A 26592-nucleotide genomic window follows, 5' to 3' on the forward strand; every position below is an offset into this window, starting at 1 on the left:
TTGGAACGGACATGAGAAGGCTCAGGCGGACCAAGATCATCGCCACGCTCGGACCGGCGACAGTCGACAAGGCGATCATCGCTGGGCTCGTGCGCGCGGGCGCCGACGTATTCCGCATCAACATGAGCCACACGGATCACGCGGCGCTCGCCAATTATGTGCGCATCATTCGCGAGATCGAGGCCGAGATGTCGCGCGCGATCGGCATCCTCTGCGACCTTCAGGGGCCCAAGCTGCGCATCGGCGCCTTCGAGGAAGGGTCGATCCATCTGCGCAAGGGCGACGTCTTCGTTTTCGATTCGGACCCGACGCCCGGCGACGTGACCCGCGTGCGGCTGCCGCATCCTGAAATTCTCGCCGCGCTCAAGGTCGGCGACACGATTCTCATCGACGACGGCCGCGTCCGGCTGCATGTGGTGGAAACGACGCCCGAGCGCGCCCACGCTGTCGTGGACGTCGCGGGCCGCCTCTCGAACCGCAAGGGCGTGAGCCTGCCCGACACCGAAATCCCCATCACCTCCATGACCTCCAAGGATCGCGCCGATCTCGACGCGGCGCTGAAGGAAGGCGTGGACTGGGTGGCGATCTCCTTCGTCCAGCGTCCCGAGGACGTGATCGAGGTCAAGCAGATCACCAAGGGCCGCGCCCTTGTGATGGCCAAGATCGAGAAGCCGCAGGCGATCCACCGGCTCGACGAGGTGATCGAGGTTTCCGATGCGCTGATGGTCGCGCGCGGCGATCTCGGCGTCGAAGTGCCGCTGGAACGCGTGCCGGGGCTGCAAAAGCGCATCAACCGCTCGGCGCGGCGCCTGGGCAAGCCGGTGGTGATCGCGACCCAGATGCTCGAGTCCATGATTCTTTCGCCTTTGCCGACGCGCGCGGAAGTCTCGGACGTCGCGACGGCGGTGTTCGAGGGCGCCGACGCCGTGATGCTCTCGGCGGAGAGCGCGGCCGGGCAATATCCGCAGGACGCAGTGGCCACCATGAGCCGCATCGCGGAGGAAGTGGAGACAGACGCGGTGTTCCGCTCCATCATCAACGCCCAGCGCGGCGAATTGCCCAATCCTACCTCCGCCGACGCCATCGCCGTCGCGGCGCGCGACGTCGCGCAGACTTTGCATTCCAAAGCCATCTGCGCCTGGACCTCGTCCGGCTCGACGGCGCTGCGCATCGCCCGCGAGCGTCCGCAGTCGCCCATTCTGGCGCTGACCCCCAAGCGCGACACGGCGCGCCGGCTCGCGCTGGTCTGGGGCGTGCATGCGCTGGAGACGCGCGACGCCGTGGACATCGAAGATATGGTGAAGCGCGCCTGCGAATACTCGAAAAGCGAGGGCTTCGGCGAGGATGGCGACCGCGTGATCATCGTCGCCGGCATGCCCTTCGGCTCCCCCGGCGCCACGAATATGATCCGCATCGCGCATGTGGGGGAGTAGGGAAAGACGAACTTTGTCATCCCCACGCGCTAAATGCTCCGGACGACTGCGCGCCGTCCCGGCACAGAAGGAGTGAGATTATCATGGATATTCTTTCCAGCGGCGATAGCTTAGAAGAAGTTCAGGAGTGGTTTAAAAGCAAGGGCGGCACCGACTACAATTACCTCAAGAACCACCATGCTCGGTTCGTTCAGACGCGAGACTTCGCGCTGGAACCCGTCGCGGCTGATTCGAAGTTGACGGTGCTGGATATTGGGGCGCATTGGCTGCATAATGCCTTCTTCTACGCCCGTCTGGGCCACAAGCTTATATGTTTGGATGCGTCTCCCACGCTAACAAGGCCCGTCGTCCTCGCGGCAGCCAAGGCGATGGATGCCCAACTTATTCTGTCACCTAGGCTTGATAAGGCGCAAAATTTTGAACAAATTGCTGACAATAGTGTAGATCTTGTACTTTTTTGTGAAATTATCGAACATCTCGCGTTCAATCCAATTCCATTTTGGAAAGCGGTCTACAGAGTTCTTCGTCCAGGCGGGCGCATTATTGTTACTACACCGAATGCTTTTTACTTGAGAACCTTGCAGATGAATTTCAATCGTCTGATGTTCGGGAAGGGCTACGGCATCACTGTTGAGCATATCATGAATTGTGGAACGTATGGGCATCACTGGAAAGAGTTTACGTTGGGCGAGCTCAAGGAGTATTTCGCTCGGCCGACGCCGGACTTTGACACGTCCCGGCATCGCTTTGCCGTTCGGGAGGCAGACCGGAATGTCGACTTGAACCCGACCCTGAAAAGGGTCGCGGAACATGTGGAGGTTCTAGGATACAACATATTCCTGGATGTCAAATTACGTGCAAAGGAAAACGGCATCCAAATAAGTCCCCCCTGGGAGCCGCTCTAGGGTCTGTACCTGATTGAACTGAACGTCGCGCCGTAATTCAAGCTCGTCAGGAGGACTTGATTCATGGCAGACAATTTTTGGCTCAGCGACGAGCAATGGGCGGCGATTGCGCCGCATCTTCCGATGGTCCACACCGGGCCCAAGCGCCAGGACGATCGCCGCGTCATCAGCGGCATCGTCCATCGGCTGCGCGAGGGCTGCCGATGGCGCGCGCTTCCCGACGAGTATGGGCCGTATACCACGGTCTTCAACCGATACAATCGCTGGAGCCAGCGGAGCCTGTGGCAACGAATATTCTCGGCGCTCGTCGCAAGCGGCGACCCGCCAGCGCTCACCATGATCGACAGTTCGGCGGTCAAGGCGCATCGCTCGGCGAGCGGCGCCAGAAAAGGGGGGCGCAAAATCAAGCCATAGCTTTGCTACGATCTCTTCGGGCGTCGGTCGCTTTCTCGCCATTTCGGTCCTCCTTCTCTCGTCCGAAGACATACCTCAAGGTGGACCAGTTCAGTGGGGGTGGATCAGTTTGGGAAGAATGTCAGTCGCCGACGCGTCTCGAGACGTGAGAGCAAGTTCTTTCGGCCGAAACCCGATAGCCCCTATATGGCCCGCTTCGCCGGACAATGGAAGCGCGGCCGCGCATTATTCCTGCGCGCGCCATTCCATCATGACCGTCGCGCGGCCCGAGAGCGTGTTGGCGCCGCGCCCGATTTGCGTAAAGCCGCCGCGCTCGTAAAAACGGATGGCGCGATGATTGTCCGCGTTCACGTCCAGCCGGATGAATCCCGGAGACGCCGCGCGCGCCGCCGCCATCAGCGCCTCCGCGCAGCCTTGGCCGTAGTAGGCGGGTCCGACACAAATCTGGTCGAGCCAGCCGGTCTTCGGGTCGATTGACACGAAGCCGGCGAGCGCCGGCGGATGGCCGGCGAAGAGGCAGAGCGTGATTGCGCCATCCGCCTCGAGCGTCGCGATCTGTTTCGTGAGCCAGCCGCGACGCGCGTCGAAGTCGATGTCCGGATAGGTCGCGCGCCATGTCTCGACCCATAGATCGAGCATTTGCGGCAAGTCCGCATCCTCCCGCCGGCGAATTTGTGAGGACGCGTCTGCGCGCGAGGCGGCGGCGGAAGCCTGGCTGGCGAGAGCGCTCACGCTTTCCTCATCACATCGAGAAGCTGGCGGTGAACCGACTCGTTGCCGGCGCAGATCTCGCCCTTTGTCAGCATGTCGCCGCCGCCGGAGAGGTCCGTCACGAAGCCTCCGGCCTCGCGCACGAGCACGACGCCCGCCGCGACGTCCCACGAATTGATGCCGCGTTCCCAATAGCCGTCGAAGCGGCCGCAGGCCACCAACGCGAGGTCGATGGCGGCGGCGCCCATGCGGCGGATGTTGCCGATCTTGGCCATGCCGGCGGAGAGTTCGCGCTTGAACGACTCATGGTCCCGGGCGCGGGCGAGGGGCGGAATGCCGCAGGCCACCATCGAGTCGGCGAGCGTGCGGCGCGCGGCGACGCGCATCCGGCGATTGTTGAAATAGGCGCCCTGGCCCTTCTCTGCGACGAACATTTCGTCGGTCGCGGGGTTGTAGACGAGGCCGGCGACAAGCTGGCCTTCCCGCTCCAGCGCGATCGAAACCGCGAAGACCGGGAGCCCGTGCAGGAAGTTCGAGGTGCCGTCGAGCGGGTCGATGTGCCAGGTGTGCGTCTTGTCCGCGCCCTCGATCGCGCCGCCTTCTTCCATGATGAAGCCGTAACCTGGGCGGGCTTTCGACAACTCCTCGAACAGGATTTTCTCCGCGCGCTTGTCCGCGGCGGTTACGAAATCGCCGGGGCCTTTCACCGAGACCTGGAGATTTTCCACTTCGCCGAAGTCGCGCTTCAATCCGCGTCCCGCCTTGATCGCGGCGGCGGTCATCACATTCATCAACGCGGAACGAATCATCGGCGAACGCCTCGGGGAGCGGGATCGGGGGAGGGGTTCAAATGCCTGCCGTGCGCCCGCCCGTCAAGCAAAAGCGCGGAGCGCCGGACGAAAGACGAAGCTTTACCAAAAAGAAATGTCTTCGCTCAATTTTTACGCTGTCACAGCGTAGGAGCGCACCATGGCGAACATCGACCTCGATTTCGCAGCGACGGCGTCAAACCGTCCGAGAGCCCTAATCGACGCCTATCGGCGCGCGCTCGCCGAGGAGCAGCCGGCTCATCGACCGCCGCCGCCGCCCGCGGTTCCGAAGTTCTCCAGGATCGACTCCGGGCAGCTGATCCGCGCGTTGTTTCTCGTCGCCTTATGTCTCGTTCTCGCGCAATTTCCGCGGCTCAACGATCGCGCGCAATCTGATAATCCGATCGCCGCCGCAGTCGCGAAGCCTCTTTAAGAACCACTGAGGCGTTTAATTTTCGCCGCCCTGCGTCGTGTCCAGCGCGGCGCCTCGTCCAGCTCTGGCGCGTCGCGGGCGAGGCGCCCAACAGGGGCCGCCGGGCAGGGGACGCAGCAGAACGAAGGGCCGGGGGCCTCCGTCATGGTTCGACGCCTGGCGCGGGAGCGCCACGGCGAAGCTTCATCCGACGTTGCAGAAAATTGCGCGCGTTAACTTTATCTTAACGAATGGCGCGCAGCCTCGAAACATCCGCGATGCGGATCCGAGTGGCCTTCTTCTCCACTCGTCCTTGATGCCTCCCTGTCATTGCCTCGAGAGCCGCTTTTGCGGCTCTCTTTTTTGCGCGCCCCCGCTCATCCTTGGCGTTAAGGTTAAAAAACGCCTAAGCGCGCGGGGTGCGTTCAATTGCGCTAAGGTCTCTGTGTATCGAGATCGCCGGGATCAACCAGACCCGGACAGCGGCGTGAGCGTGACATGGGGCGCGTTAGTGATCATCGGGGCGAGCCGAGCCAGCCCGTCTCTTTCGTGGAAAAGCTCGCGGGTTCCGAGGCGTTCGGGGCGATGTTCAAGGAGGGGATGGGGCTCGTCGAAGAGGCGGCCGCCTATCTCGACGGCGCCGGGCGCGAAGAAGCCAAGGATCTGCCCCGCGCCGAAGCGCTCGCCTATGCGGCGGAAAGCATGCGGCTGACGACGCGTCTCATGCAAATCGCCTCATGGCTTCTGTTGCAACGCGCGGTCAATCAGGGCGAACTCACCCGGGCCCAGGCCGCGAGCGATCGTCATCGCGTCAAGCTGCATCAGCAGGAACTCGCCTCGGCGCCGGACATGTTCCAGCGCTTGCCGCAAAAGCTGCGGGAGCTGGCGCTCCATTCGCTGCGCCTGCAGGCGCGCATTATTCATCTGGATCACCTGATCTACGCCACCACCGAGAGCGCGCCGGCGCAGCCCGCGCCCGTAAGTCCGGTGGAGGCGCAACTGGCCAAGCTGCGCGACGCCTTCGCGCAATAAACGCCGATTTCTTCATGTCGGTCGGCGGAGCGGCGGCGGGGAGCTTTCCTCGCCGCCGTCATTTTTTTGGCCGCCGGAGGCTGGCAAAAGAAAAACGCCGGGACGGAAGGCGTCCCGGCGTTCGAGAAAGTCGTTGACGCGGTCGAGCTTACTTCTTGCCGAAGCTGAGATTGCCGAAACGCGAATTGAACCGCGAGAGACGGCCGCCGCGGTCGAGAAGCTGGGTCGAGCCGCCAGTCCAGGCCGGATGCGTCTTGGGGTCGATGTCGAGGTTCATCGTGTCCCCTTCTTTCCCCCAGGTCGAGCGCGTCATATATTCCGTGCCGTCGGTCATGACGACCTTGATCGTGTGGTAATCGGGGTGGATTTCCTTTTTCATCGAACGCATCCTTCCTGTGATCTGAACAGCCAAGACCCCGGAACGCCTTTCGGCGCGGGGCGGCCCGTTGAATCTGACGAATTTGGCTGCGCTCTTAGCGCAACGCGCCGCATTCGGCAAGGTCGTCAGCCGAGGGTGTCGCGCTGAATGACCCCCTCGGGGTTCCTGAGGCCCTCCGAGATCGCTTCTTCGACAAAGGAGTAGAGCGCGAGATCCTCTGCGAGGATGTCGTTCACGAGCCCGATGCGGGACAGAACGCCGGCGAATGTCCGCACGCTTTCGAAAACGGCCGGATCTTCGTCGCCCAACACGTCGGCGCCGGCGACGCCGGCGAGCATTTCCTTGAAAACCCCGTATCTTTCCCGCGTCCCGACGACGTCGAGCGCCGCGAGATTTTCGAGGGCGATCGACACATTTCCGCGATTGGGCGCTTCGCCGACGTCGCAGCCGAACACGCGGGTCATGGGGCTCGCCAGCTCTCGCCGCTGCTCCTCGGTCGCCGTTCGGAACGCCTGGGTCAGCGCCCTCGGGTCGTTGAAAGGCAAGTCGCGGGCGAAGTCGAGGAGGCTGGCCACACCGTTCGTATAGGCGGCGAGCGAGGAAGCGGCGTCCTCCTTGGCTAGGAAGTTGAGAAAGAAGAGGCGCTCCGCAAGTTCCTCATGGGGCTCGCGCAGCAGGGCGGCGCGGAGGTAACCCTTCTCCTTGAGGAGTTGATCATAGCGCATCAGCACCGATCTGCCGGAAATGAAGACCGACTTGACGATCGGATTGGTGATGATCGCGGTGGTCGTCTCGAGGCCGTTGCGCTCCGAATTGAAGTAGCTGAGCGCGAAGCGGCTCCTGATTCCATTGAGGATGCGGCGCTGGGGTATGATCGAACAGTCGAACAGGAACAGTTTTTTCGGGATATCCCGGCCTTCGAGAAACCGGCGGTAGATCGGGAGACGGGTTTCCGCCTCGAGGATTTCCACGTCCGTGAGTTGGGCGAGCTGCGGGACGTGTTGCGTATTGATGTCGAAGCCGCACAGCCCGGTCGCATGGAGGCCAAGGTCTCGGATGCCGGCCCGCATGACGTTGGCGGTCACCTCGATTTCGGCGTTCAGCTCCGGGAGGACCGCGACGAGGGTCGGCGTGAGGGAAGGATTGTCCGGCGCGAGCCAACCCTTGATCGAGGCGCCGTTATCCCCGTCTATGATGAAATGCATCCGAGCCGGCCGCCTGACGTCGCGTAGTAGGATTGTGGAGGAATAGCCCGATGGCGCGTCGAAGAAAACGCTGAGGCGCGCCTGCGAGCGCACGCCTGACGCGAGGCTAAAAATTTCAACGCCTTGTAGCGGATGCCCGACTGAGGCGCAAGGCTGGTTCAAAGAGGCGGTCCGCAATAAGAATGGGCTCGATCGGGCGGCGCCGCGAGCCGGGAGACGTCAATTTGAACATCTTGATCCTCGGGGGCTCCAACTCGGGGCCGAAGACCGGCTGGGCTGCCGTCCTGCGCGAGATCGCGCCGGAATGCCGTATCGAGAACGCGTTTCTCGGCGCCGTCGGTTCGCTCTTCGGTCTGTTGCGGCTGCTGAAAATGCGCCAGGACGGCGCGAGGAAGCCCGACGTGGTCGTTTTCGAATATACGTTGAACGACTCCTTGTGGCTCCTCGGCGGCAATATCACGCTCGATCTGATCGAAAACGCCCTCCAGGACGTCATCACGCTCTGCGCACGCGAAGGGATCGGGCTTCTCTTCCTGTGTCTGTGCCTGCGACCGCCCGAGCCGGAGGGGGAAGCGGAACTCTCCCTCATCATGGATCAGATTTACCGCAAGATCGCGCTCTCCCGAGGCGCGGCGGATTGCCTGCTGTTAACCGACATCCTCGGCGGGATCGCTCAGCGCCATTATGTCGACTCCGCCCATATCGGCCCCCAGCCGTCGCGGCGGGTCGCGGAGGCTGTGAGGGAGCGCCTGAAATCGCCCGTGCCGGTCCCGCGCGGCGGGCGACGAAGCCTCTCCTTCTCCTATTTCGACGCGACGCGAGCGCAAACCGAGGGCGCCGTCGCGCGGACCGACCTGAAATCGACGGTTTTCAGCGGCCCTTTTCTGGAGATCGGCCGCGGCGGCGGCGCACGATGGCGCGTTCCGGGTCGGCTCGTCGCCCTCATGCTGCGCTCGACCGATGCGAGCGGCGAATATCGGATCACGGCGGGGACGGCGGCCATCCGCAAGAACGCCCAGTCGCTCGCGCGGGAGAATGTGCCGAATCTCATGACGCTTCACTATGTCACGCATGAGCTTCCCGAGGCCCGCGACATCGTCATCGACATGCCGGCGTCGCAGGATGAACTCGCGGCGCTCCCCTATGATCTCACGCTGATGGACGGCCCATCGCCGACGCCCTTCCGGGAACAGACGCTCGAAATCAATGGGATCGTCGTGCGGCGCAAAAGGCCGATCCTTCGCCGAGCGCTCGATTCCCTTCTTTCGCGGTGGTGAAGCGGCGAAGGCGGATCAAGCCGCGAGCATGCGCTGAACCTCGGTGACGAGGTCGCGCAGGTGGAACGGCTTGGAGAGGATTTTCGCCTGCCGCGGAGCGTGATTGTCCGGGTTGAGCGCGACGGCCGCGAAGCCGGTGATGAACATGACCTTGATGTCCGGGTCGAGCTCAGTCGCGCGGCGGGCGAGCTCGATGCCGTCCATCTCGGGCATGACGATGTCTGTGAGAAGCAGCTCGAACGGTTCGACCCGCAGCTGGTCGTAGGCGGAGAGGCCGTTGTCGAAGGAGGCCACGGAAAAGCCCGCCTGCTGCAACGCCTTGACCAGAAAGCGCCGCATGTCGTTATCGTCTTCGGCAAGCAAGATTTTCGCCGTTGGCCTCTCGTTCATGGCAGTCCTCGCGTCTTTTTCCTCATAGAGCCGGAGTTTCGTAAATATCAGGTGAAAGTCTGACCGCGCCACGTTAACTTACAAGGCCATATTGTCACAATCCGCGATGCTTTCGACAATCCGCTCCGGCGCCGTGGCTGCTACCATAGACGCTCGGGGCCGGCGAGGCCCGGGCGAGGCGATTGGATGAACGGCGATACAAAGGGAAACGGAGGAGCGGACGTGCCCCTCGAACCGCACGAACCTGAACTTGCGCCTCCCTTCGAGGTGGTCGAGCCCAAGGAATTGCTCTCGCCGCTCGTGTTTTCTTCGCCGCATTCCGGCCGAATCTATCCGGCCCGGTTCATCGCTGCGGCGAAGCTCGACCAGGCGGCGCTTCGACGCTCGGAGGACGCCTATGTGGACGAACTGTTCGCCTCCGCGCGCGCCGTCGGAGCGCCTCTGCTGAAAGCGAATTTCCCGCGCGCCTATCTGGACCTCAACCGCGAGCCTTATGAACTCGATCCCAAGCTCTTCCATGGCCCGTTGCCGCAATTCGCCAATACGCGGTCGCTGAGGGTGGCGGCGGGTCTCGGAACGATTCCGCGCGTCGTGGCGGACGCACGGGAAATCTACGTCGAGCGTCTCTCGGTCGAGGAGGCGCTTCGGCGGATCGAGGCGCTCTACAAGCCCTATCACGCCGCCTTGCGGGGCCTGATGGAACGGGCGGCGCGCCGGTTCGGAGTGGCGATTCTCGTCGACTGCCACTCCATGCCGTCGACCAGCGCCCGCGAACCGTCTATCGCCGCGCGCGGCGACAAGCGCCGTATCGATTTCGTCATCGGAGACCGCTATGGCGCGAGCGCGGCGCCGGGCGTCGTCGACGGCGTCGAGGAGCGGCTGCGCCGGCGCGGTTATCACGTCCAGCGGAATCGTCCCTATGCGGGCGGCTTCATCACGGAACATTTCGGTCGCCCTGCGGCCGGATGGCACGCCCTGCAGATCGAAGTGTCGCGCGGCCTTTACATGGACGAGACGACTCTGGAAAAGAACTCGCGCTTCGCGGCGATCGCCGCCGATCTGGCCGAGGTCGTTGCGGGCCTTGCGCAAGACGTCGAGATCGACGAGGCGCTGGGCGGCCCGCGCCGCATGGCCGCCGAGTAACATACGCGGCTGCGCGTCGCTGGAGCAGGAATGACGGCTGTTGATTTCGAGAAATTCGTCGAGCGCCTCGCCGATGTGTCGGGCGAGGCGATCATGCCCTTTTTCCGCACCTCGATCGCGGCGGACGACAAAGCACATGGCGGCGCTTTCGATCCCGTGACGGAGGCTGATCGGGCCGCAGAACTCGCCATGCGTCGCCTCATCGAAACGACCTTCCCGAATCACGGAATCATCGGGGAGGAGTTCGGCTCCAAACGGGAGGACGCCGAATATGTGTGGGTGCTGGACCCGATCGACGGGACCAAAAGCTTCATCTCCGGCTTTCCTACCTGGGGCACGCTGATCGGCCTCTCCCATCGCGGCCGCCCCTGCTACGGGTTGATGCATCAGCCCTTCACGCGCGAGCGCTTCCACGGCGACGGCGAGGCCGCTTTCTGGCGCGGCCCGGCCCGGCACGGGAAGAGCGGGGAGGAGCGGCGCAAGCTGGTGGCGCGGCCCTGTCCGACGCTCGCGCAAGCCACGCTGATGACGACCTCGCCGCTCCTGATCGACCCCGCGTTGCGCGAAAATTTTCAACGGGTCGAGGCTCAGGCGCGGCTGTCGCGCTACGGCGGCGACTGCTACGCTTATTGCGCCCTCGCCGCCGGACACGTCGATCTCGTGATCGAAACCAATCTCAACCCCTACGATATCGTCGCGCTCATCCCGATCATCGAGGGAGCGGGGGGCGTCGTCACCAGCTGGGACGGGGGCGACGCCGCGCGGGGCGGCTCGATCGTCGCCGCCGGCGACAAGGCGCTCCACGCGGCGGCGGTGCGATTGTTGGCGGGTTAGGCTCTCCGCTCGCCTGGAATAAACGCGTCGAAGGCCTTCCAGAACTGAGCTAGATATTCGTCGCGCTCCATCAGGAGTTCATGCTTCGCGCCCGGAACCCAAACGAGGGCGGCGGTGTTGAGGTTTTGCACGAATCGTTCGATTGCGGCGTTCGAAACGATATTCTCCCGGCCGACCGCGAAGGAGAGCACGGGCGTGCGAATGCGCCGGGCGTATTCCGGCTCCTCGAATCGCTTCATCAGGCGGAAGGCGGCGTTCACCCAGCCGATTGTGGGGTCGCCGATCACGAGTTCCGGCGCCCTGGCGATGATCCCGGCGTTGCGCGCGAAGCGGACTGGGTCGGTCGTCAGGTGATTGCCCTCGAATGGGCCTTCCAGGAACGATTTGCGTTTCCCGCCGGGAATATACCAGCCGCCAAGGCCGAGCATGTCCAGCGTGTCGGCGAGCCAGCGCGCGCCGCGCGGGAACCGCAGATTCGCCAGATCGATCATCGGCGCGGTCACGACGAGCCGCTCGAAGGGCGGGCGCCCCGCATGTGCGGCGTCGAGCATGATGGCGCCGCCCATCGAATGCGCGAGCGCAAACCATGGCTGCGGACGCGGACGCAGGGCGTCGGCGACGAAAGCCTCCAGATCGCGGCGATATTGCGCGAAGTCGTCGACATGGCCCTTGCGCGGGTCGTCGAGTTCGCGCTCGGAGCCTGCCTGTCCGCGCCAGTCCATGGTAACGACGTCCAAACCGCGTTTGCGAAGCTCTTCGATCGTTTCGAAATATTTCTCGATGAATTCATTGTGCCCCTGAAAGAGCGCGACCGTGCCGCGCGCGACGCCGGGGCAGGGGAACGAAGCCGCGCGCAGCCGCCGACCGTCGCTCGTGCGCAACTGGTGGACAACGGCGCCTTGCGGGACGGGATTATCGGGCGTCGCGACCAATTCCTGCATGTCGTCTCCCCGGCGCTCGCGCCGAATCCATTTCGAGGACCATAGTGCATTTGTCGATCCGCGCCGAAAGATGGCGCGCGCTCAACTCTGGCAGAAGGCCGCGAGCCTTTGCGGCTCCCCGAAATTGATCTTGCCGCTGACGATGGCGTCGACGTTTCCGCCGGGAGATATGAAGAAGTGCTGCGGCGTCACCACGCCGCCCTGCGCCGTCTCGCCGTAGAACGCGCGTGCGGCTTTTGCCTTGGCGCGATCGGTCTTGGCCGAGTCGCCGACGCGATAGAATTTCCACGGCAGGCGGTAGCTGTTGAATTTGACGAGATCCTTTGGATAGTCGTCGGCCCGGGCCGAAACGAAGACGACGTTCCAGCGTTGCGGGCACGACTTGGCGAGCGCCCTCAGGCCGGAAATTTCCGCGACGCAATTCGGGCACCAATGCGCCCAGAGGGTAACGAGAGTCGGCTTGCCGTTCGACATCAGCGCGCGCAGATCGAGGGGCGCGCCCTTGTCGTCGACGAGGTCGATTTCTCGTAACGACGCTTTCATCTCGTCCTCGGTCACGGCGCGCTCCACCTGCATGCCGATAATCTCGGCCCGGGCGGCGCAGGGGGAAAGGACCGAGAGAGCGAGAAAAATGGGAAGGAGTTTCATGGGCGGGGTCCGACGTGCAAAGGGCGGCGCCCCGAGACGCCGCCCTCATTATTATGGTTCGGAGAGATCAGAATTTCACGGTCAGGCCCGCGTAGAAATTCCGGCCCATGCCGGGAACCTGCCGGACGTTCGCGAGTCCGACGCCGCGCCCGAAGATGACGGAATTCCTGTAGAAGTCCGTCAGATCGAAACCGCCGAGCGGCAGCGAGTAGAGCGCATTGGTGATGTTGTCGACGCCGAGGTCGACGCGCAGATTGCTCCATTCATAAGCTGCGCGCAGGTTCAGAAGCGCGTAGTGCGGCGTGGTGAATTCGCCGCGGTTCGCTGACACGTGATCCTTGGCCGCGACAATCTGGGTTTCGATCGCGGTCGTCAGTCCTCCGTATTGATGCTCCAGGCCGATGCGCGTGTTGAGCGGCATGAGGTTCCAGATGCCGTCTCCGCGCTTCACGAGGAAGGAGGTGAGGGAGCAAAGCCCGTTGATTGGCGCGCAATGGCTCGGATTGCCGATGTCCAGATTGCGGCCGTACACGAAGCTCGCCGCGCCCGAAGCCGAAAGCTTTCCATATTCCGGCGACTCGTGCAGGGTCACCCGGCCCGAGGCGTCGACGCCGTAGAGTTCGGCCTTGAAGTTGCCGAACTGCATGATTTGAAAGACATAGGTCCCCACAGACGGTGCGACCGCGAAATTCGGGAAAAAGAAGGTTCCGCCCGTGCGCCTGCCGTCGATGAAGTTCTCGATATAGGTGTAGAAGGGCGAAACGCGCGCCTCCCACCGGTTGGCGCCGGACGCATCGCGCCACGCGCCAGTGATCGAGAAATTATGCGCGACCTCTGGCTTCAGGTTCAGATTGCCCACATAGCCGTTGCCGTCGCCGAACCAGTTGAACATGGCGGTGAACGGTCCTGCGACCGGCCAGGTGTAGCGTTCGTAGAGGTTCGGCGAGCGCGTCTTGCGGGAGTAGCCGACTTCGTAGGTCGCGCCGGGCGTCGGCTCGTAACGCGCGAGCGCCGTCATATCGAAGTTCACGTCCGTCCGTCCGCGGCTCTGCGCGTTGAACAGATTGACGGCCATGTTGTTCGCTCTAGCGTTGGCGGGCGTCGTGGGGAAGATGAAGGGCGTGTAGCTCTGGCCGGGGCCGGTATCCATCCAGACGACGTCGTTGCGCACGCCGATGAGCGTCATCCATTGCGGCGACCAGCGGCGCTCCCACTCCGCGTATGTGCCGAAGCGGTTCCGTTGCCCGCCGTTGATGTTCACATTGGCGAAGGGGCGCACCATGTTGCCTGGCGGCGTCGCAAAGCCGGCGAAACCGGTGAGATCGGACGGCCAGTAGTCCTGCAGCCGGAAGCCGTGGAACTCGTTGCCGATGCGGAACAAATCCTGCTGGCCGTAGGGGACTTCCGCCTTGACTGAGTAGCCGAAGTCGCGGCCTAGCGCGATCATCGGATGGTTGAGCGACGCGCGGTCGTCCAGGAATCCCATTTTGTGGAAGACCTGATGCCAGTAGGCGCGCGCGTCGAGCGCGCCCCAGTCGTAAGCGCCCTTGTAGGCCGCTTCCAGCGAATAGCCGCGGTTGCGGGTCATATCCATGCGCTGGTTGGGATAGCCCTGATAGGGAATGTTCTGATACGCGCCCCGGAAGGTGAACAGGTGCCCGTCGTTCTGGTAGCCGAGCGTGACGGCGTGATTTTCCGAACTGAACTGGGTTCCCCAGACCTTGCCGGCGTTGCCGCCCGCCATGTAGCTCGTCGCCCGCTGCCAAGAGCCGTTGTAGAGCAGGCTCCAGTGGTCGGTCGCGACGTTGAGATTGGCGGAGACGCCGACATTATTGTTGTTGCCGCGGAAGAAGCTGGAGACCGTTCCCGTCGCCAGCACGCCCTTGTCGGGACCGAAGCGCAGGGTTCCCGGCGCGGGGAGCGGCAAGAATGGCGCTGGCGGATAGGGGCTCGGCGCGGCTGCTGCGGCGACGACCGGGGAGAGGGGCTTGGCGCCAGGAGCCGCCGGCATGGCGGCCGGGCCGGCGGCGGGCGCCGCGAAGACGGGCGACTTCGGCGTGACGAGAATGGAGCCGCCGATCGAATCGCCGCCCTTGCTGACGGAGGAGACGCCGTAGATGACCTCGACATTTCCGATCGTATTGGGGTCCGTATAGCTCAGCGGCGAATTCATGTGGTTCGCGCAGGCCGAGGTCGACTGGACGCCGCCGACGAGCACTTTCACGCGGTCGTCCGCGAGACCGCGAATCACGGGAAGGCCAGAAACGCCGCCGCCGGTTTGCACGCTCACGCCCGGCTCACGTTCCAGAACCCTGGCCGTGTCGGAAAGCGCGGGCCTCTCATTCTCGATCTTTTTCTGCCCGACGACGACGGCGTCTACCGGCTTAACGGGTTCTGGCTGAGCCGGCGCCGCCTGTAGCGCCGGTTCGATCGGCGCCGGGCCAGGTCTCGCGGGCGCGGCGGCGGGGCGCTGCGCGGCGCCTCGGATCGTGAGGTCCGGCAGCGGCGTTTGCGCGTGGGCCGCCGCGGCCAAAGCGAGGGTAAGCGCGCTGGCGGATGCGCCGAGCGCGAGCGAGTGACGGGACATTGGCAAAGTTCTCCTAGCGCGCTCAAGCGAATCAGCGCCGCGATGAGGTTGGACTTCAGCGATTGGTTTGCGGGGTTATCAGGCGCGCCAGGGCGGGCCTCGGGCGAGGAAGGCCCTGCAGGCGCGTGCGGCCGGAGCGAGGGTATCGTCGACCAGCGCATGACCGGTCTTCTGGATGTCCGCGAAGGCGGGGGACAGAGGCAGCGGCAAGGCAGCCGCGATCGAGAAGAAACCCGGAAAACAGGCGGCGCACAGATGCTGATGAGCGGTCTGATGCAGCGGCGCAGCCCGGCTCGCCGTCAACTGGCCGTCTTGCTGCTCGCATTTGACTTGGGACGCAGCAAAGGCCCTGTCCGCCCGACCTTGGGCAAGCGATGCGTAAAGTCCGACCGGCGCAGAGAGCGCCAGGCTCAAGACAAGCGCAGCCAACGCTACAACCGAAATCCGGTTGACGCGCGGGCCGAAGCGTAAAGCCGCATTTACGATGAACCGCATGATCGGATTCTTGCCACTGCCATTTTGCGAGACATAGTGACAAGCTGACACATTGCGGCAATAATCTGGAGGTGTGACTTTCAGGCAACTCAATTTGATTTTCAGCAAATTTTGCAACTGTTTCGTCGACAAGCAGACCGGCGGGTTTCCGGCCTCTTGAACTCCGCGAGCCCCCTTCCCAAATCGAGGTCAGCGCGGGCCGCACCGGACGCGCGGAAGGCGCGGCGCGTTACGCAGCGCGCCGCATGTCGCTTCTTACGGAGGATATGTCATGCGTCACTTCGATCTTTCGCCCCTCTACCGTCAGACCGTGGGTTTCGATCGCCTTTTCAATCTTCTCGATCAGGCGAGCGGCGTCGACAGCGCGTCGACCTACCCGCCTTACAACATCGAGCGCATGGGTGAGAACGCCTATCGCGTAACGCTTGCCGTCGCCGGTTTCTCGCGAGAGGAACTGTCCATCGAGACGAGGGAAAACACGCTTTCGATCAGGGGCTCCAAAGAGCAGACAGCTCAGCCCGAAGGCCGCGAGATGCTTCATCAGGGCATCGCCGCCCGCGCGTTCGAGCGACGTTTCCAACTCGCCGATCATGTGGTCGTCACGGGCGCGAGCCTCGTGAATGGCCTGCTGCATGTGGATCTCGTGCGCGAAATTCCGGAGGCTCAGAAGCCCCGCCGCATCGAGATCAACGCCGGCGCGCCGACGGCTCAGGTTGTGGAGTCAAAGGCTGCTTGACGGCGGCCTGACGCGCCGAAAAGGCTTGTGAACAGGCGAGGCGCCCGCGAGGGCGCCTCTTTTTATTTTATTGCGTCCGGGGCAGGGCCACATTTTGCGGCGTCTTTGGCCCTGCCGGCGAATGCGCCGTCGCCGTCGACCGCGTCGCGGGGGTGACGACGGTGACGCCCTCCGTCGCCTTGGGCGGAACGATCGCCCGATAGGACGAGGCCGCTGTCGAGCGGGCGGCGGTCGTTCGAGGAGCGGAGGCGGGCGAGGTCTTGACGGCCGCGGCGACGGGGGCGGACGCCTTTTCTTTCGCGGCCTCGGCCTTTGACTCCGCCGGCGCCGCGGATCCACCGCCCGCAGCCGGTTCGGCCGGTTTCCCCGGCGTTGCAGCGGGGGGCTCGATCGCCCTGGCGGTCTCGGGGGCTTTCTTATTGTCCGCCGGTTTCGGCGCGACGGCGGGCTTAGCCGCCTGAACGGGCGCCGGAATGCGCGAGCCGTCCGGCTTGCGGGCCTCTCGAGGCGGCGCGCGGTCTTGGCCGATTTCCTTCACGACGGGGTGCGAGCCGCCAAGCTGCGGGACGAAACCGCCGTCCTCGCGCGACGGCCGCTCGGCCCCCGGCGGCGGCGCAAGCCGGATGGCGTGAATGATTTCGCCCTCGTAAGGGTCGATGAAGAAGCGCATCTCCCCGTCGCGTTGGCTCAGGCCCGTGGCGACGACCTGTTCGCCGCGTTGACCGAGAGGCCCTACGAGCCGGTAGCCCTCGCGGGCGAGGATTCGCGCCACTGCGCGGCGAGAGGCGAAGCGCGGCGCTTCATCTTCTTCTGGCGGAAGTTCGTAACGATAGGCATAGGCGAAGGGCCGAAAGTAGAACTGCGCCTGCGCCGCATCCGCGCCGCCGGCGAGCGCAAGGCCCAGCGCGAGCGGCGCGCGCCATTTTCGCCAGGTCGAGCAAAACATCTACAAAATCCCCATTCGTCGCCCCACGACGCCAAAGCTTCTCGCCCGATTGCGGCGAGGGTTGGACGACGATCCTTCGTCAACCGCCTTCTTACCAGGCGGTTGCTTGTCACCGAAGCATAAATCTGCCATCAATCATGGGCGTCGATATGTCAGCCCTACTGACCTTTTGGCGCTGTTCGCCCGTCTTATGCCGCCAGTTTCCGCCGTGTCGCCGTCAGATCCGGGGATGCGGCGCGAGCCGGCGCCGGCCGAGCCGTCTGGCGCGCCTTTTGCCTGAGGGCGCGGCGGCCGGGGCGGGGCTCGGAAATGCGGGGACAACGCGGCCGCCTCCGGGGTTTTCCCCGGTTCGGCCAAAGGGGCAAGGGCGGGACGGGCGCGAGAGCGCTTCTGTGCGTCCTGATCTTGCTCTAAAGCATTTTTGTGAATCGAGGATGTGACGGGACGACGGCAGCGTAGAGAGCGCCGCGCCACGTCGGGGAGACGACGCCATGACGAAGGTCGTAGACGCCAGGGCCGCACAAGAGGCCGCGCAGGAGCAGGACGCCATCGGTCGCGATCCGGCTCTGCCGACCGCCCGAGGGCTTTACGACCCCTCGAAAGAGCACGATTCTTGCGGCGTCGGCTTCGTCGCCAACATGCACAACGAGAGGTCGCACGCCATCGTCGAGATGGGTCTGCAGATCCTGCTCAACCTCGACCATCGCGGCGCTGTGGGCGCCGACCCCAAGCTCGGCGACGGCTGCGGCATTCTCGTTCAGATTCCGCATGATTTCTTCAAGGCCGAATGCGCGAAGATCGGCTTCGACCTGCCCGCGCCGGGCGATTACGCCATCGGTCAGTTCTTCATGCCGCGCGACCCCGACGTTCGCGCGAGGGCGCGCGCAATCCTTGAGCAGCAGATGCGCGAGGAGGGAGTTTCCATTCTGGGCTGGCGCGATCTGCCGGTGGATTCGAGCGATCTCGGCGACGCCGTGCGCGCGGTGGAGCCGCATCACATTCAGCTCTTCGTCGGCCGCGGTCCGGAGGTGACGGACGCGGACGACTTCGAGCGCCGCATCTATCTCGCCCGAAAGTCGGCCTCGAACGAAATCTACAAGCTCGAAGGCGGCCGTGAGTTCTATTCGGTCTCCGTCTCGACGCGCACCATCGTCTATAAGGGCATGGTGCTGGTGTCGCAGCTCGGGAGCTATTTTCTCGATCTCAAGGACGAGCGCTTCGTCTCGGCGATCGCGCTGGTGCACCAGCGTTTCGCGACCAACACCTTCCCGTCCTGGCGCCTCGCCCACCCCTATCGTTTCGTCGCGCACAACGGCGAGATCAACACGCTGCGCGGCAACCTCAACTGGATGGCCGCGCGTCAGGCGTCGGTGTCCTCGCCGCTCTTCGGCGACAACATCAGCAAGCTTTGGCCGATCTCCTACGAGGGCCAGTCGGACACCGCCTGTTTCGACAATGCGCTCGAGTTCCTGGTGCGCGGCGGCTATTCGCTGGCGCATGCGGTGATGATGCTCATCCCCGAGGCCTGGGCGGGCAATCCGCTCATGGACGAGGACCGCCGCGCCTTCTACGAGCACCATGCCGCGCTCATGGAGCCGTGGGACGGCCCCGCCGCCATGGCCTTCACAGACGGCCGCCAGATCGGGGCCACGCTCGACCGCAACGGGCTGCGCCCCGCGCGCTATCTCGTCACCGACGACGGCCTCGTGGTCATGGCCTCCGAAATGGGCGTCCTGCCCATTCCGGAAGAAAAGATCGTCACCAAATGGCGCCTCCAGCCCGGCAAGATGCTGCTGGTGGATCTGGAGCAAGGCCGCATCGTCTCGGACGACGAGATCAAAAAGGAGCTGGCGCTCTCGCACCCCTACAAGGAATGGCTGGCGCGCACCCAGATCCAGCTGGAGGAGCTGAAGCCCGTCGAATCGCGTCCGGCGCGCGCCGACGTCTCGCTGCTCGATCGCCAGCAAGCCTTCGGCTACACCGAAGAAGACCTCTACACGATTATGTTCCCCATGGCCGTGACCGGCCAGGAAGCCGTCGGCTCCATGGGCACGGACACGCCCGTGTCGCCGCTCTCCGACAAGGAGAAGCTGCTCTACACCTATTTCAAGCAGAACTTCGCGCAGGTGACCAATCCGCCGATCGACCCGATCCGCGAAGAGCTGGTCATGAGCCTCGTATCCTTCATCGGCCCGCGCCCGAACATCCTCGACCACGAGGGGTCGGCCAACAAGAAGCGCCTTGAGGTTCGCCAGCCGATCCTAACCAACGAGGATCTGGAAAAGATCCGCTGGATCGGCATGGTCGAGGACAGTTTCGACACCAAGACGCTTGAAATCTCCTATGATTCAAGCAAGGGCGCCGCGGGCATGCGCAGCGCCATTCAGCGCCTGTGCCAGCGCGCCGAGGAGGCCGTCAGCGGCAAATACAACATCATCATCCTGTCCGACCGCATGGTGGGGCCGGACCGCATTCCGATCCCGGCGCTGCTGGCGACGGCGGCGGTGCATCACCACCTGATCCGAAAGGGTCTGCGGACGTCCGTCGGGCTCGTCGTCGAGACAGGCGAAGCGCGCGAGGTGCATCACTTCGCCTGTCTCGCGGGTTATGGCGCGGAGGCGATCAACCCCTATCTCGCCTTCGACACGCTGGAAGCCTCAGTTTCCGAGTTTCCCAAGGACGTCGACGCCGACACGGCGGTCAAGCGCTACATCAAGGCGATCGACAAGGGGCTGCTCAAGGTCATGTCCAAGATGGGCATTTCGACCTATCAATCCTATTGCGGCGCGCAGATTTTCGACGCGGTCGGCCTGGCGCAGAGCTTCGTCGATGAGTTCTTCACCGGCACGACCACCCGCATCGAAGGCGTCGGTCTGGACGAGATCGCCAAGGAGACGGTGCGGCGTCATCGCCTCGCTTTCGGCGATGCGCCGGTCTATCGCGACGCGCTGGACGTCGGCGGCGATTACGCCTTTCGCATCCGCGGCGAGGCGCATAGCTGGACGCCGCAGACGGTCTCTCTTCTTCAGCACGCCGTGCGCGGCAATGCGCAGGATCAGTATCGCGCTTTCGCCAAGGCGCTGAACGAGCAGGACGAGCGCCTGCTCAATCTGCGCGGCCTGTTCCGCATCAGGAGCGCCGAGGAAGACGGTCGCAAGCCGGTTCCGCTGGAGGAAGTCGAGCCTGCGAGCGAGATCGTCAAGCGCTTCTCGACGGGCGCCATGTCCTTCGGCTCGATCTCGCGCGAGGCGCACACCACGCTCGCCATCGCGATGAACCGCATCGGCGGCAAATCGAACACGGGCGAGGGCGGCGAGGAGCCGGATCGCTTCAAGCCGCTGCCGAACGGCGACAGCATGCGTTCGGCGATCAAGCAGGTGGCTTCCGGCCGCTTCGGCGTGACGACGGAATATCTCGTCAACGCCGACATGATCCAGATCAAGATGGCGCAGGGCGCGAAGCCCGGCGAGGGCGGCCAGTTGCCCGGCGACAAGGTGGACGCGGTCATCGCCAAGGTGCGTCATTCGACGCCGGGCGTCGGCCTCATCTCGCCGCCGCCGCATCATGACATCTATTCGATCGAGGATCTCGCGCAGCTCATCTTCGATCTCAAGAACGTGAACCCGAAGGCCGCGGTCTCGGTGAAGCTCGTGTCCGAAGTCGGCGTCGGCACGGTCGCCGCGGGCGTGTCGAAGGGCCGCGCGGACCATGTGACGATTTCCGGCTTCGAGGGCGGCACGGGCGCGTCTCCGCTGACCTCGATCAAACATGCGGGCTCGCCCTGGGAGATCGGCCTCGCCGAAACCCATCAGACGCTGGTGCTCAACGGGCTTCGCGCGCGAATCGCCGTGCAGGTCGACGGCGGGTTGCGCACGGGCCGCGACGTCGTCATCGGCGCGCTGCTTGGCGCGGACGAGTTCGGCTTCTCGACGGCGCCGCTCATCGCCGCCGGCTGCATCATGATGCGCAAGTGCCATCTCAACACGTGTCCCGTGGGCGTCGCCACACAGGATCCGGTGCTGCGCAAACGTTTCGTCGGCCAGCCGGAACATGTCATCAACTACTTCTTCTTCGTCGCCGAGGAAGTGCGCGAGCTGATGGCGCAGATGGGCTACCGCAGCTTCGACGAACTCGTCGGCCAGATGCAGATGCTCGACAAGACCAGGGCGGTCGCGCACTGGAAGGCGCAGGGCCTCGATTTCTCCAAGTTGTTCCACAAGCCGGTGGGCGAGGGCGCGGCGATCCGCCATTCGCAGGCGCAGGATCACGGGCTCGAGAAGGTGCTCGACAACAAGCTCATCGAGCAGGCGCGTCCGGCGCTCGACCGGGGGGCCAGGGTCTCGATCGAGACGCCGATCAAGAACGTCGACCGCGCGACGGGCGCCATGCTTTCGGGCGAAGTCGCCCGCATTTATGGCCACGTCGGCCTGCCGGAGGATACGATCAACATCCGCGCCACCGGGACGGCCGGACAGAGCTTCGGCGCCTTCCTTGCACGCGGCGTGACGCTGCAACTTGAAGGCGAGGCGAATGACTATGTCGGCAAGGGTCTGTCGGGCGGCAAGCTGATCGTCTATCCCTCGCGCAACGCCAGAAAGATCGACCCTTCGAACTCGATTATCGTCGGCAATACAGTGCTTTACGGCGCAATTGCCGGCGAGTGCTACTTCCGCGGCGTCGCGGGCGAGCGCTTCGCTGTGCGCAACTCGGGCGCCATCGCCGTCGTCGAGGGCGTGGGCGACCATGGCTGTGAATATATGACTGGCGGCGTGGTTGTCGTGCTCGGCCAGACAGGCCGTAATTTCGCGGCCGGCATGTCGGGCGGCATCGCTTATGTGCTCGACGCGGACGATACGTTCTCGACGCGCTGCAACCTCTCAATGGTCGATCTCGAGGCCGTGGGCGAGGAGGAGACGGCGATGACGGAGGCCTATCACCAGTCGGGCGACCTTGAGACGCATGGCAAGGTCGACGTCATGTCCGACATGACGCGGTTCGACGCCGAACGCTTGCGCCAGCTCATCCAGAACCACCTGCGCTACACGGGTTCAACCCGCGCGAGGGAAATCCTGGACGACTGGCCGGTCTATCGCGCCAGGTTCCGCAAGGTCATGCCGATCGAATATCGCCGCGCGCTGACCGAAATGGCGGCGAAGAAGGCGCAGCCGAAGAAGCTGGCCGCCGCCGGCGAGTAAGCCCGGGAGCGGCGATCTCCCTCCGGGCGGCGTGGGCAGGGGCTTGCGCCGCCCGCCCCTTCAGGCGGGACGCGCTTGACGGGGCCAGAGCGAAAGCGTTTAGAACTTTTTCGAAATCACGCGGTGGCGGCGGCTGTCGGCAGACTGGCGGAATTCGCCTTTGTTTCCGGCGGCGAGGCGGAGGCAAAATGAACCCCGCTCACGGCTGGAGCCCGATGCGAAAGGTTGGGAAGCGATATGGGCAAGGTCACGGGCTTTCTCGAAATCGACCGTCAGGACCGCAAATACAAGCCGGCCGCGGATCGCATCCGTCATTACGACGAATTCGTTATTCCACTCACGGAAGAGGCAACCAAAAGCCAGGCGTCGCGCTGCATGGACTGCGGCATTCCGTTCTGTCACAACGGATGCCCGGTCAATAACCAGATCCCGGACTGGAACGATCTCGTTTATCATGGCGAGTGGCGCCGCGCGCTCGCCAATCTCCATTCGACCAACAACTTCCCCGAGTTCACCGGCCGCATCTGTCCCGCGCCCTGCGAGGCGTCCTGCACGCTGAACCTTCAGGATCAGCCGGTCACCATCAAGACGATCGAATGCGCGATCATCGATCGCGGCTTCGAGCAGGGTTGGGTCGCGCCCGAGCCGCCGAAGCGCAAGACGGGCCGCCGCGTCGCCGTCGTCGGCTCCGGTCCGGCGGGCCTCGCCGCCGCGCAGCAGCTCGCGCGCGCGGGGCACGATGTGCATGTCTACGAGAAGCACGCCAAGGCCGGCGGGCTGCTGCGCTACGGCATTCCCGACTTCAAGATGGAGAAGCACCTGATCGACCGCCGCATCGGGCAGATGGAGGCAGAGGGGGTGGTTTTCCATTACAACGTGAATGTCGGCGTCGATCTGGGCGTAAAGGAACTCGTCGCGGGTCACGACGCCGTGATCCTCGCCGGCGGCGCCGAGCATCCGCGCGACCTGCCGATCCCCGGCCGCGAGTTGCGGGGCATCCATTTCGCCATGGACTTTCTGCCGCAGCAGAACCGCCGTGTTTCCGGCGAGCCGCTCACGACCAACGAACCGATCTTCGCGACCGGCAAGCATGTCGTCGTCATCGGCGGCGGCGACACGGGCTCGGATTGCATCGGCACTTCCGTGCGCCACGGCGCGCTGTCCGTGACGCAGCTCGAAATCATGCCGCAGCCGCCGGAGAAGGAAAACAAGCTGCTCACCTGGCCGGACTGGCCGTTGAAGCTGCGCACCTCTTCGTCGCACGAGGAAGGCGCAAAGCGCGAGTTCTCCGTCCTCACGAAGGAGTTCGTCGGCGAGGGCGGCGTGGTGAAGGGCCTGCGCTGTGTGCGCGTTGACGGCAAGATGCAGGAAGTCCCGGACAGTTCGTTCACGCTGAAGGCGGATCTTGTGCTGCTCGCCATGGGGTTCGTTTCGCCCGTGCGCGAGGGCCTGCTGGAACAACTCGGCGTCGATCTCGACAACCGCGGCAATGTCGCGGCGGATACGCGCGCCTACAAATCGTCGCACGAAAAGGTGTTCGCGTGCGGAGACATGCGGCGCGGACAATCGCTCGTCGTGTGGGCCATTCGCGAGGGACGCCAATGCGCCCATGCGGTCGACCTTCACCTGATGGGCGAAACAAATCTGCCAAGGTGAGGAAACAATGGTCGACGAGAAATTGAACCTTTGGTACTGCGACACCTTCGTCTCGCAGCCATGGCAGTTCTTCTTCCTGCTTCTGCCGCTGGCCGGCGCGTTTCTCTACGGTCGCGAGCAGAAGAAACTGGCGTGGATCCTGATCGGGGTCTGGATCGTCATCCAGGTCACTTTCTCGGCGCTGACCAATTTCGTCTTCAGCTGCAATCTCGAATAGCGCGCGGCCCACAAAAAAGCCCCGGTTCGTCCGGGGCTTTTTTATTTCGCCGTGAGAGGAATCAGAGAACCACCACCGTCGTGCCGACCCGCACGCGATTAAACAGATCCGAAACGTCGTCGTTCGTCATGCGAATGCAGCCGGAGGAGACCGCCTGTCCGATCGTCCAGGGCTCGTTGGAGCCGTGGATGCGGAACATCGTGTCCTTGCCGCCCGAGTAGAGATACATGGCGCGCGCGCCGAGCGGGTTATCTTCGCCGCCCGCCATATGGCGCGGCAGGTCGGGCCGGCGCTTTAGCATTTCTTTCGGGGGCGTCCAGTTCGGCCAGGTCTCCTTGCGGCCGATATGGACGCGCCCCTTCCAGGTGAAGCCTTCGCGCCCGACGCCGATGCCGTAACGCATCGCCTGACCATTCGGCATGGAGAGGTAAAGATAGCGGTTCTCGGTGTCGACGGTGATCGTGCCGGGCCGCTCGTTCGTCGGGTCGGAAACGATTTCGCGCGTCGCGGTCGGATAGTCGCGCTGCAGGCGGGTCTCGTCCTGATCGTAGGACGCCTGCTGGCCGCCGCCGTAATAGGCGTTGTAGTCCTGCGGGTCGGCGGGCGTCGCCTCCTCGAAGAGCGCCATGAAGCCGCTGTCTTCCGCCTGCGCGGCGGCGCTGAAGCCCGCCAGAAGCGCAAAGGCCGCGACAGACAGGAGGCGAGTGGTTTTCGAAACGGGATGCGATGACGCGACGCGGGACATGTTGTGCGGCTCCCCTCAAATCCTCTGCGCGGGACAATGCGTGAGCCGGGCAAATCGTTCCGTGCGCGCGCGCACGATCGTGAATGGAGAAGAAATTTTTTGCGATCAAGGCCGCGCCTGCGCTTAAGCGGCGCGAAACCGGGGTCACGGCGCAGCGGGTTTCCAGGAATAATCGTCGGCGCGATTGGGCCGGATCGGCTGGTCGCCGCCCTCGACGAAGACATGCCGCGCGAGCGCTTGCGCGGCGGGCGCTGCGGAGGCGGGCGCACGCCGGGCGAGTTCCGCGGCGCCCGAACCGTCGGAGACCCCGTTCAGCGATTGCACAGGTCCGACATCCGGGCGCTCGGGCAGGGCAGGCGCCTCGGAAGACGGCGGCCGCACGGGCGACCGGAATACGAGCGGGGCGGCCTCGGGCCTAGGGGTTGTGGGCGCGGCGGCCTGATCCGAAGCGGGATGTTGCGCTCCAGCGGCGGTCCCCGATGGCGTCGCCTCCGGAGCCGGATGGCCGTGCGCCTCATAGAGCTTTTTCACCTCGTTGGCGACGAAATGAGCGACGCTGAGCGCGCCCGCGTCCGTGAAATGCACGCCGTCCGCCGTTCGAAGCTTCACGATCTGGCCGTTGATGTCCGGGCCGAAGGCGCTGTATTGGCCGCGTTCGTCGGCCAGCGCTTCCCAGAGATCGACATACGCGTCTCCGCCCTGCGTCACGCGCTCGCGGAAAATATCGTTGAGCTTGGCCATGTCGGCGGAAAAGCTCTCGCTTTTCATCACCGGCAGGCCGACCCACACGACCGGTATCCTTTTCTCGCGGAAGGGGGCGAGCACGGCGTCCACCCGCGAGGCGTAGATTTCGCGCCAGCGCGGCGAGAGGGGCTCCTCGTTCTTTCCGCCCTCACGCAACGCCTGACGATCATTACTGCCGATCATCATCACGGCCACGTCGATTTTCTGCGGACCGTTTGCGATTTCCCGCGCGGCCTTGGGCCAGTCGTAGTAATCGTTGCGCACGAGGCCGGAGCTTTCCCTGGACCGCCGCACCACGCCGATTTCGGGACGGTCGGCGAAGATTTCCTCGAGGCCGTTCGCCAGCAGAACGCCGAGCGTGTCCCCCATGACGGCGACGAAATAGGTCGCCGCGACTTCCGGCTGCTCCGCCGGGGAGGCGCCGGATGGCGCCTCCGGGCGTCTTGCGGCCCGTTTTGCGGGCCGCGACGCCTCTCCGCTGCGCCAATATGTCGGGGGGCGATTCTCCTGATGCGGCATCATCCGCCGCACGCGAGGTTGATCCGGCGGGCGCGACGGTTGGGCGCGTTTCTGCGGGCCGCCGAAGAGGCCGCCGAAGAAGTCGGAGAAAATGTCCTGTGCGGCTGTCTCCGGCGCGGAGGCGATCAGCGCGCCGACGGCGAGAATCAGGGCGGCGAGCGCACGGCGCAGGAGAGGGGAGCGGCGGGTGAGGGGGGCGCCCATGAATTTAATATAGCG

23 protein-coding genes and 1 pseudogene are annotated in these 26592 nt (G+C 64.3%); 12 read left to right on the forward strand and 12 right to left on the reverse strand.

All coding sequences use genetic code 11. The features are described from left to right. Positions 1 to 11: 11 nt before the first annotated feature. The 3 genes and pseudogenes from pyk to ACV959_RS08240 all read left to right on the forward strand — a co-directional run. Complete coding sequence (gene pyk, locus ACV959_RS08230) at positions 12 to 1433, forward strand: pyruvate kinase (RefSeq protein ID WP_475739390.1); 1422 nt, start codon at positions 12 to 14, stop codon at positions 1431 to 1433. A gap of 83 nt (positions 1434 to 1516) precedes the next feature. After that, complete coding sequence (locus tag ACV959_RS08235; protein ID WP_475739391.1) at positions 1517 to 2338, forward strand: class I SAM-dependent methyltransferase; 822 nt, start codon at positions 1517 to 1519, stop codon at positions 2336 to 2338. Between the two features lie 63 nt (positions 2339 to 2401). Continuing rightward, positions 2402 to 2731 (forward strand): annotated as a pseudogene (locus ACV959_RS08240) (IS5 family transposase); the annotation flags it as partial. 246 nt (positions 2732 to 2977) lie between these two features. Here the strand turns inward: ACV959_RS08240 and ACV959_RS08245 are convergent. Both ACV959_RS08245 and ACV959_RS08250 read right to left on the reverse strand, forming a co-directional pair. Continuing rightward, positions 2978 to 3484, reverse strand: a complete 507-nt coding sequence (locus ACV959_RS08245) for a GNAT family N-acetyltransferase (protein WP_475739392.1) — start codon at positions 3482 to 3484, stop codon at positions 2978 to 2980. Then, positions 3481 to 4272: an inositol monophosphatase family protein gene (locus tag ACV959_RS08250; RefSeq protein WP_475739393.1), complete on the reverse strand. Its 792-nt coding sequence runs from the start codon at positions 4270 to 4272 to the stop codon at positions 3481 to 3483. The genes ACV959_RS08245 and ACV959_RS08250 overlap by 4 nt, the downstream gene beginning before the upstream one ends. Positions 4273 to 4432: 160 nt before the next feature. Between ACV959_RS08250 and ACV959_RS08255 the strand changes: the two genes are divergently transcribed. After that, entirely contained in the window at positions 4433 to 4705 is a 273-nt protein-coding gene (locus ACV959_RS08255; protein WP_475739394.1) for a hypothetical protein, read from the forward strand. Between the two features lie 477 nt (positions 4706 to 5182). Beyond that, positions 5183 to 5716: a protease adaptor protein RcdA gene (rcdA, locus tag ACV959_RS08260; protein WP_475739395.1), complete on the forward strand. Its 534-nt coding sequence runs from the start codon at positions 5183 to 5185 to the stop codon at positions 5714 to 5716. Between the two features lie 148 nt (positions 5717 to 5864). Here rcdA and rpmE read toward each other — a convergent pair whose 3' ends face one another. Further along, the gene (gene rpmE, locus ACV959_RS08265) at positions 5865 to 6095 is read right to left on the reverse strand and encodes a 50S ribosomal protein L31 (RefSeq protein ID WP_428384876.1); all 231 of its coding nucleotides are present in this window, start codon (positions 6093 to 6095) and stop codon (positions 5865 to 5867) included. A gap of 125 nt (positions 6096 to 6220) precedes the next feature. Continuing rightward, positions 6221 to 7300: a hypothetical protein gene (locus ACV959_RS08270; protein ID WP_475739396.1), complete on the reverse strand. Its 1080-nt coding sequence runs from the start codon at positions 7298 to 7300 to the stop codon at positions 6221 to 6223. A 224-nt stretch (positions 7301 to 7524) separates the two neighbouring features. On the opposite strand from ACV959_RS08270, the gene ACV959_RS08275 reads away from it, so the two are divergent. Next, on the forward strand, positions 7525 to 8577 hold the full coding sequence (locus ACV959_RS08275; protein ID WP_475739397.1) for a hypothetical protein: 1053 nt from the start codon (positions 7525 to 7527) through the stop codon (positions 8575 to 8577). Positions 8578 to 8592: 15 nt separating this feature from the next. Here the strand turns inward: ACV959_RS08275 and cpdR are convergent, their stop codons facing one another. Continuing rightward, positions 8593 to 8967, reverse strand: coding sequence for a cell cycle two-component system response regulator CpdR (gene cpdR / locus ACV959_RS08280; RefSeq protein WP_475739398.1), 375 nt, complete (start codon positions 8965 to 8967; stop codon positions 8593 to 8595). A 186-nt stretch (positions 8968 to 9153) separates the two neighbouring features. Here cpdR and ACV959_RS08285 point away from each other — a divergent pair, with 186 nt between their 5' ends. Together ACV959_RS08285 and hisN are read left to right on the forward strand one after the other, a co-directional pair. Beyond that, on the forward strand, positions 9154 to 10110 hold the full coding sequence (locus ACV959_RS08285) for an N-formylglutamate amidohydrolase (protein WP_475739400.1): 957 nt from the start codon (positions 9154 to 9156) through the stop codon (positions 10108 to 10110). Positions 10111 to 10140: 30 nt separating this feature from the next. Then, entirely contained in the window at positions 10141 to 10944 is an 804-nt protein-coding gene (gene hisN, locus ACV959_RS08290; protein ID WP_475739401.1) for a histidinol-phosphatase, read from the forward strand. Here hisN and ACV959_RS08295 read toward each other — a convergent pair. The 4 genes from ACV959_RS08295 to ACV959_RS08310 form a co-directional block, all read right to left on the reverse strand. After that, positions 10941 to 11885, reverse strand: a complete 945-nt coding sequence (locus ACV959_RS08295; protein WP_475739402.1) for an alpha/beta fold hydrolase — start codon at positions 11883 to 11885, stop codon at positions 10941 to 10943. The two genes, hisN and ACV959_RS08295, sit on opposite strands and share 4 nt — an antisense overlap. Before the next feature lie 81 nt (positions 11886 to 11966). Beyond that, positions 11967 to 12533, reverse strand: a complete 567-nt coding sequence (locus ACV959_RS08300; RefSeq protein ID WP_475739403.1) for a TlpA family protein disulfide reductase — start codon at positions 12531 to 12533, stop codon at positions 11967 to 11969. A gap of 67 nt (positions 12534 to 12600) precedes the next feature. Next, positions 12601 to 15120: a TonB-dependent receptor gene (locus ACV959_RS08305; protein WP_475739404.1), complete on the reverse strand. Its 2520-nt coding sequence runs from the start codon at positions 15118 to 15120 to the stop codon at positions 12601 to 12603. 78 nt (positions 15121 to 15198) lie between these two features. Further along, positions 15199 to 15747 (reverse strand): hypothetical protein, encoded by a 549-nt coding sequence (locus ACV959_RS08310; RefSeq protein ID WP_475739405.1) that lies wholly within the window; start codon positions 15745 to 15747, stop codon positions 15199 to 15201. A 139-nt stretch (positions 15748 to 15886) separates the two neighbouring features. On the opposite strand from ACV959_RS08310, the gene ACV959_RS08315 reads away from it, so the two are divergent. Next, positions 15887 to 16351 carry an Hsp20 family protein gene (locus ACV959_RS08315; RefSeq protein WP_475739406.1) on the forward strand — a complete coding sequence of 155 codons (465 nt, stop codon included), beginning with the start codon at positions 15887 to 15889 and terminating at the stop codon, positions 16349 to 16351. A gap of 67 nt (positions 16352 to 16418) precedes the next feature. Here ACV959_RS08315 and ACV959_RS08320 read toward each other — a convergent pair whose 3' ends face one another. Next, a complete protein-coding gene (locus tag ACV959_RS08320) occupies positions 16419 to 17297 on the reverse strand; it encodes a hypothetical protein (RefSeq protein WP_475739407.1) in 879 nt (292 codons plus the stop codon). 491 nt (positions 17298 to 17788) lie between these two features. On the opposite strand from ACV959_RS08320, the gene gltB reads away from it, so the two are divergent. The 3 genes from gltB (at position 17789) to ACV959_RS08335 (ending at position 24365) form a co-directional block, all read left to right on the forward strand. Beyond that, positions 17789 to 22492: a glutamate synthase large subunit gene (gene gltB, locus ACV959_RS08325; RefSeq protein WP_475739408.1), complete on the forward strand. Its 4704-nt coding sequence runs from the start codon at positions 17789 to 17791 to the stop codon at positions 22490 to 22492. Between the two features lie 237 nt (positions 22493 to 22729). Next, on the forward strand, positions 22730 to 24148 hold the full coding sequence (locus ACV959_RS08330) for a glutamate synthase subunit beta (RefSeq protein ID WP_475739409.1): 1419 nt from the start codon (positions 22730 to 22732) through the stop codon (positions 24146 to 24148). A 7-nt stretch (positions 24149 to 24155) separates the two neighbouring features. Beyond that, on the forward strand, positions 24156 to 24365 hold the full coding sequence (locus ACV959_RS08335) for a hypothetical protein (RefSeq protein WP_475739410.1): 210 nt from the start codon (positions 24156 to 24158) through the stop codon (positions 24363 to 24365). A gap of 61 nt (positions 24366 to 24426) precedes the next feature. Here ACV959_RS08335 and ACV959_RS08340 read toward each other — a convergent pair whose 3' ends face one another. Both ACV959_RS08340 and ACV959_RS08345 read right to left on the reverse strand, forming a co-directional pair. Next, complete coding sequence (locus ACV959_RS08340) at positions 24427 to 25110, reverse strand: L,D-transpeptidase (protein WP_475739412.1); 684 nt, start codon at positions 25108 to 25110, stop codon at positions 24427 to 24429. A gap of 144 nt (positions 25111 to 25254) precedes the next feature. After that, a complete protein-coding gene (locus ACV959_RS08345; RefSeq protein ID WP_475739413.1) occupies positions 25255 to 26577 on the reverse strand; it encodes an SGNH/GDSL hydrolase family protein in 1323 nt (440 codons plus the stop codon). Positions 26578 to 26592: the final 15 nt, after the last annotated feature.

It is taken from the genome of Methylocystis sp. Se48 (assembly GCF_056269425.1).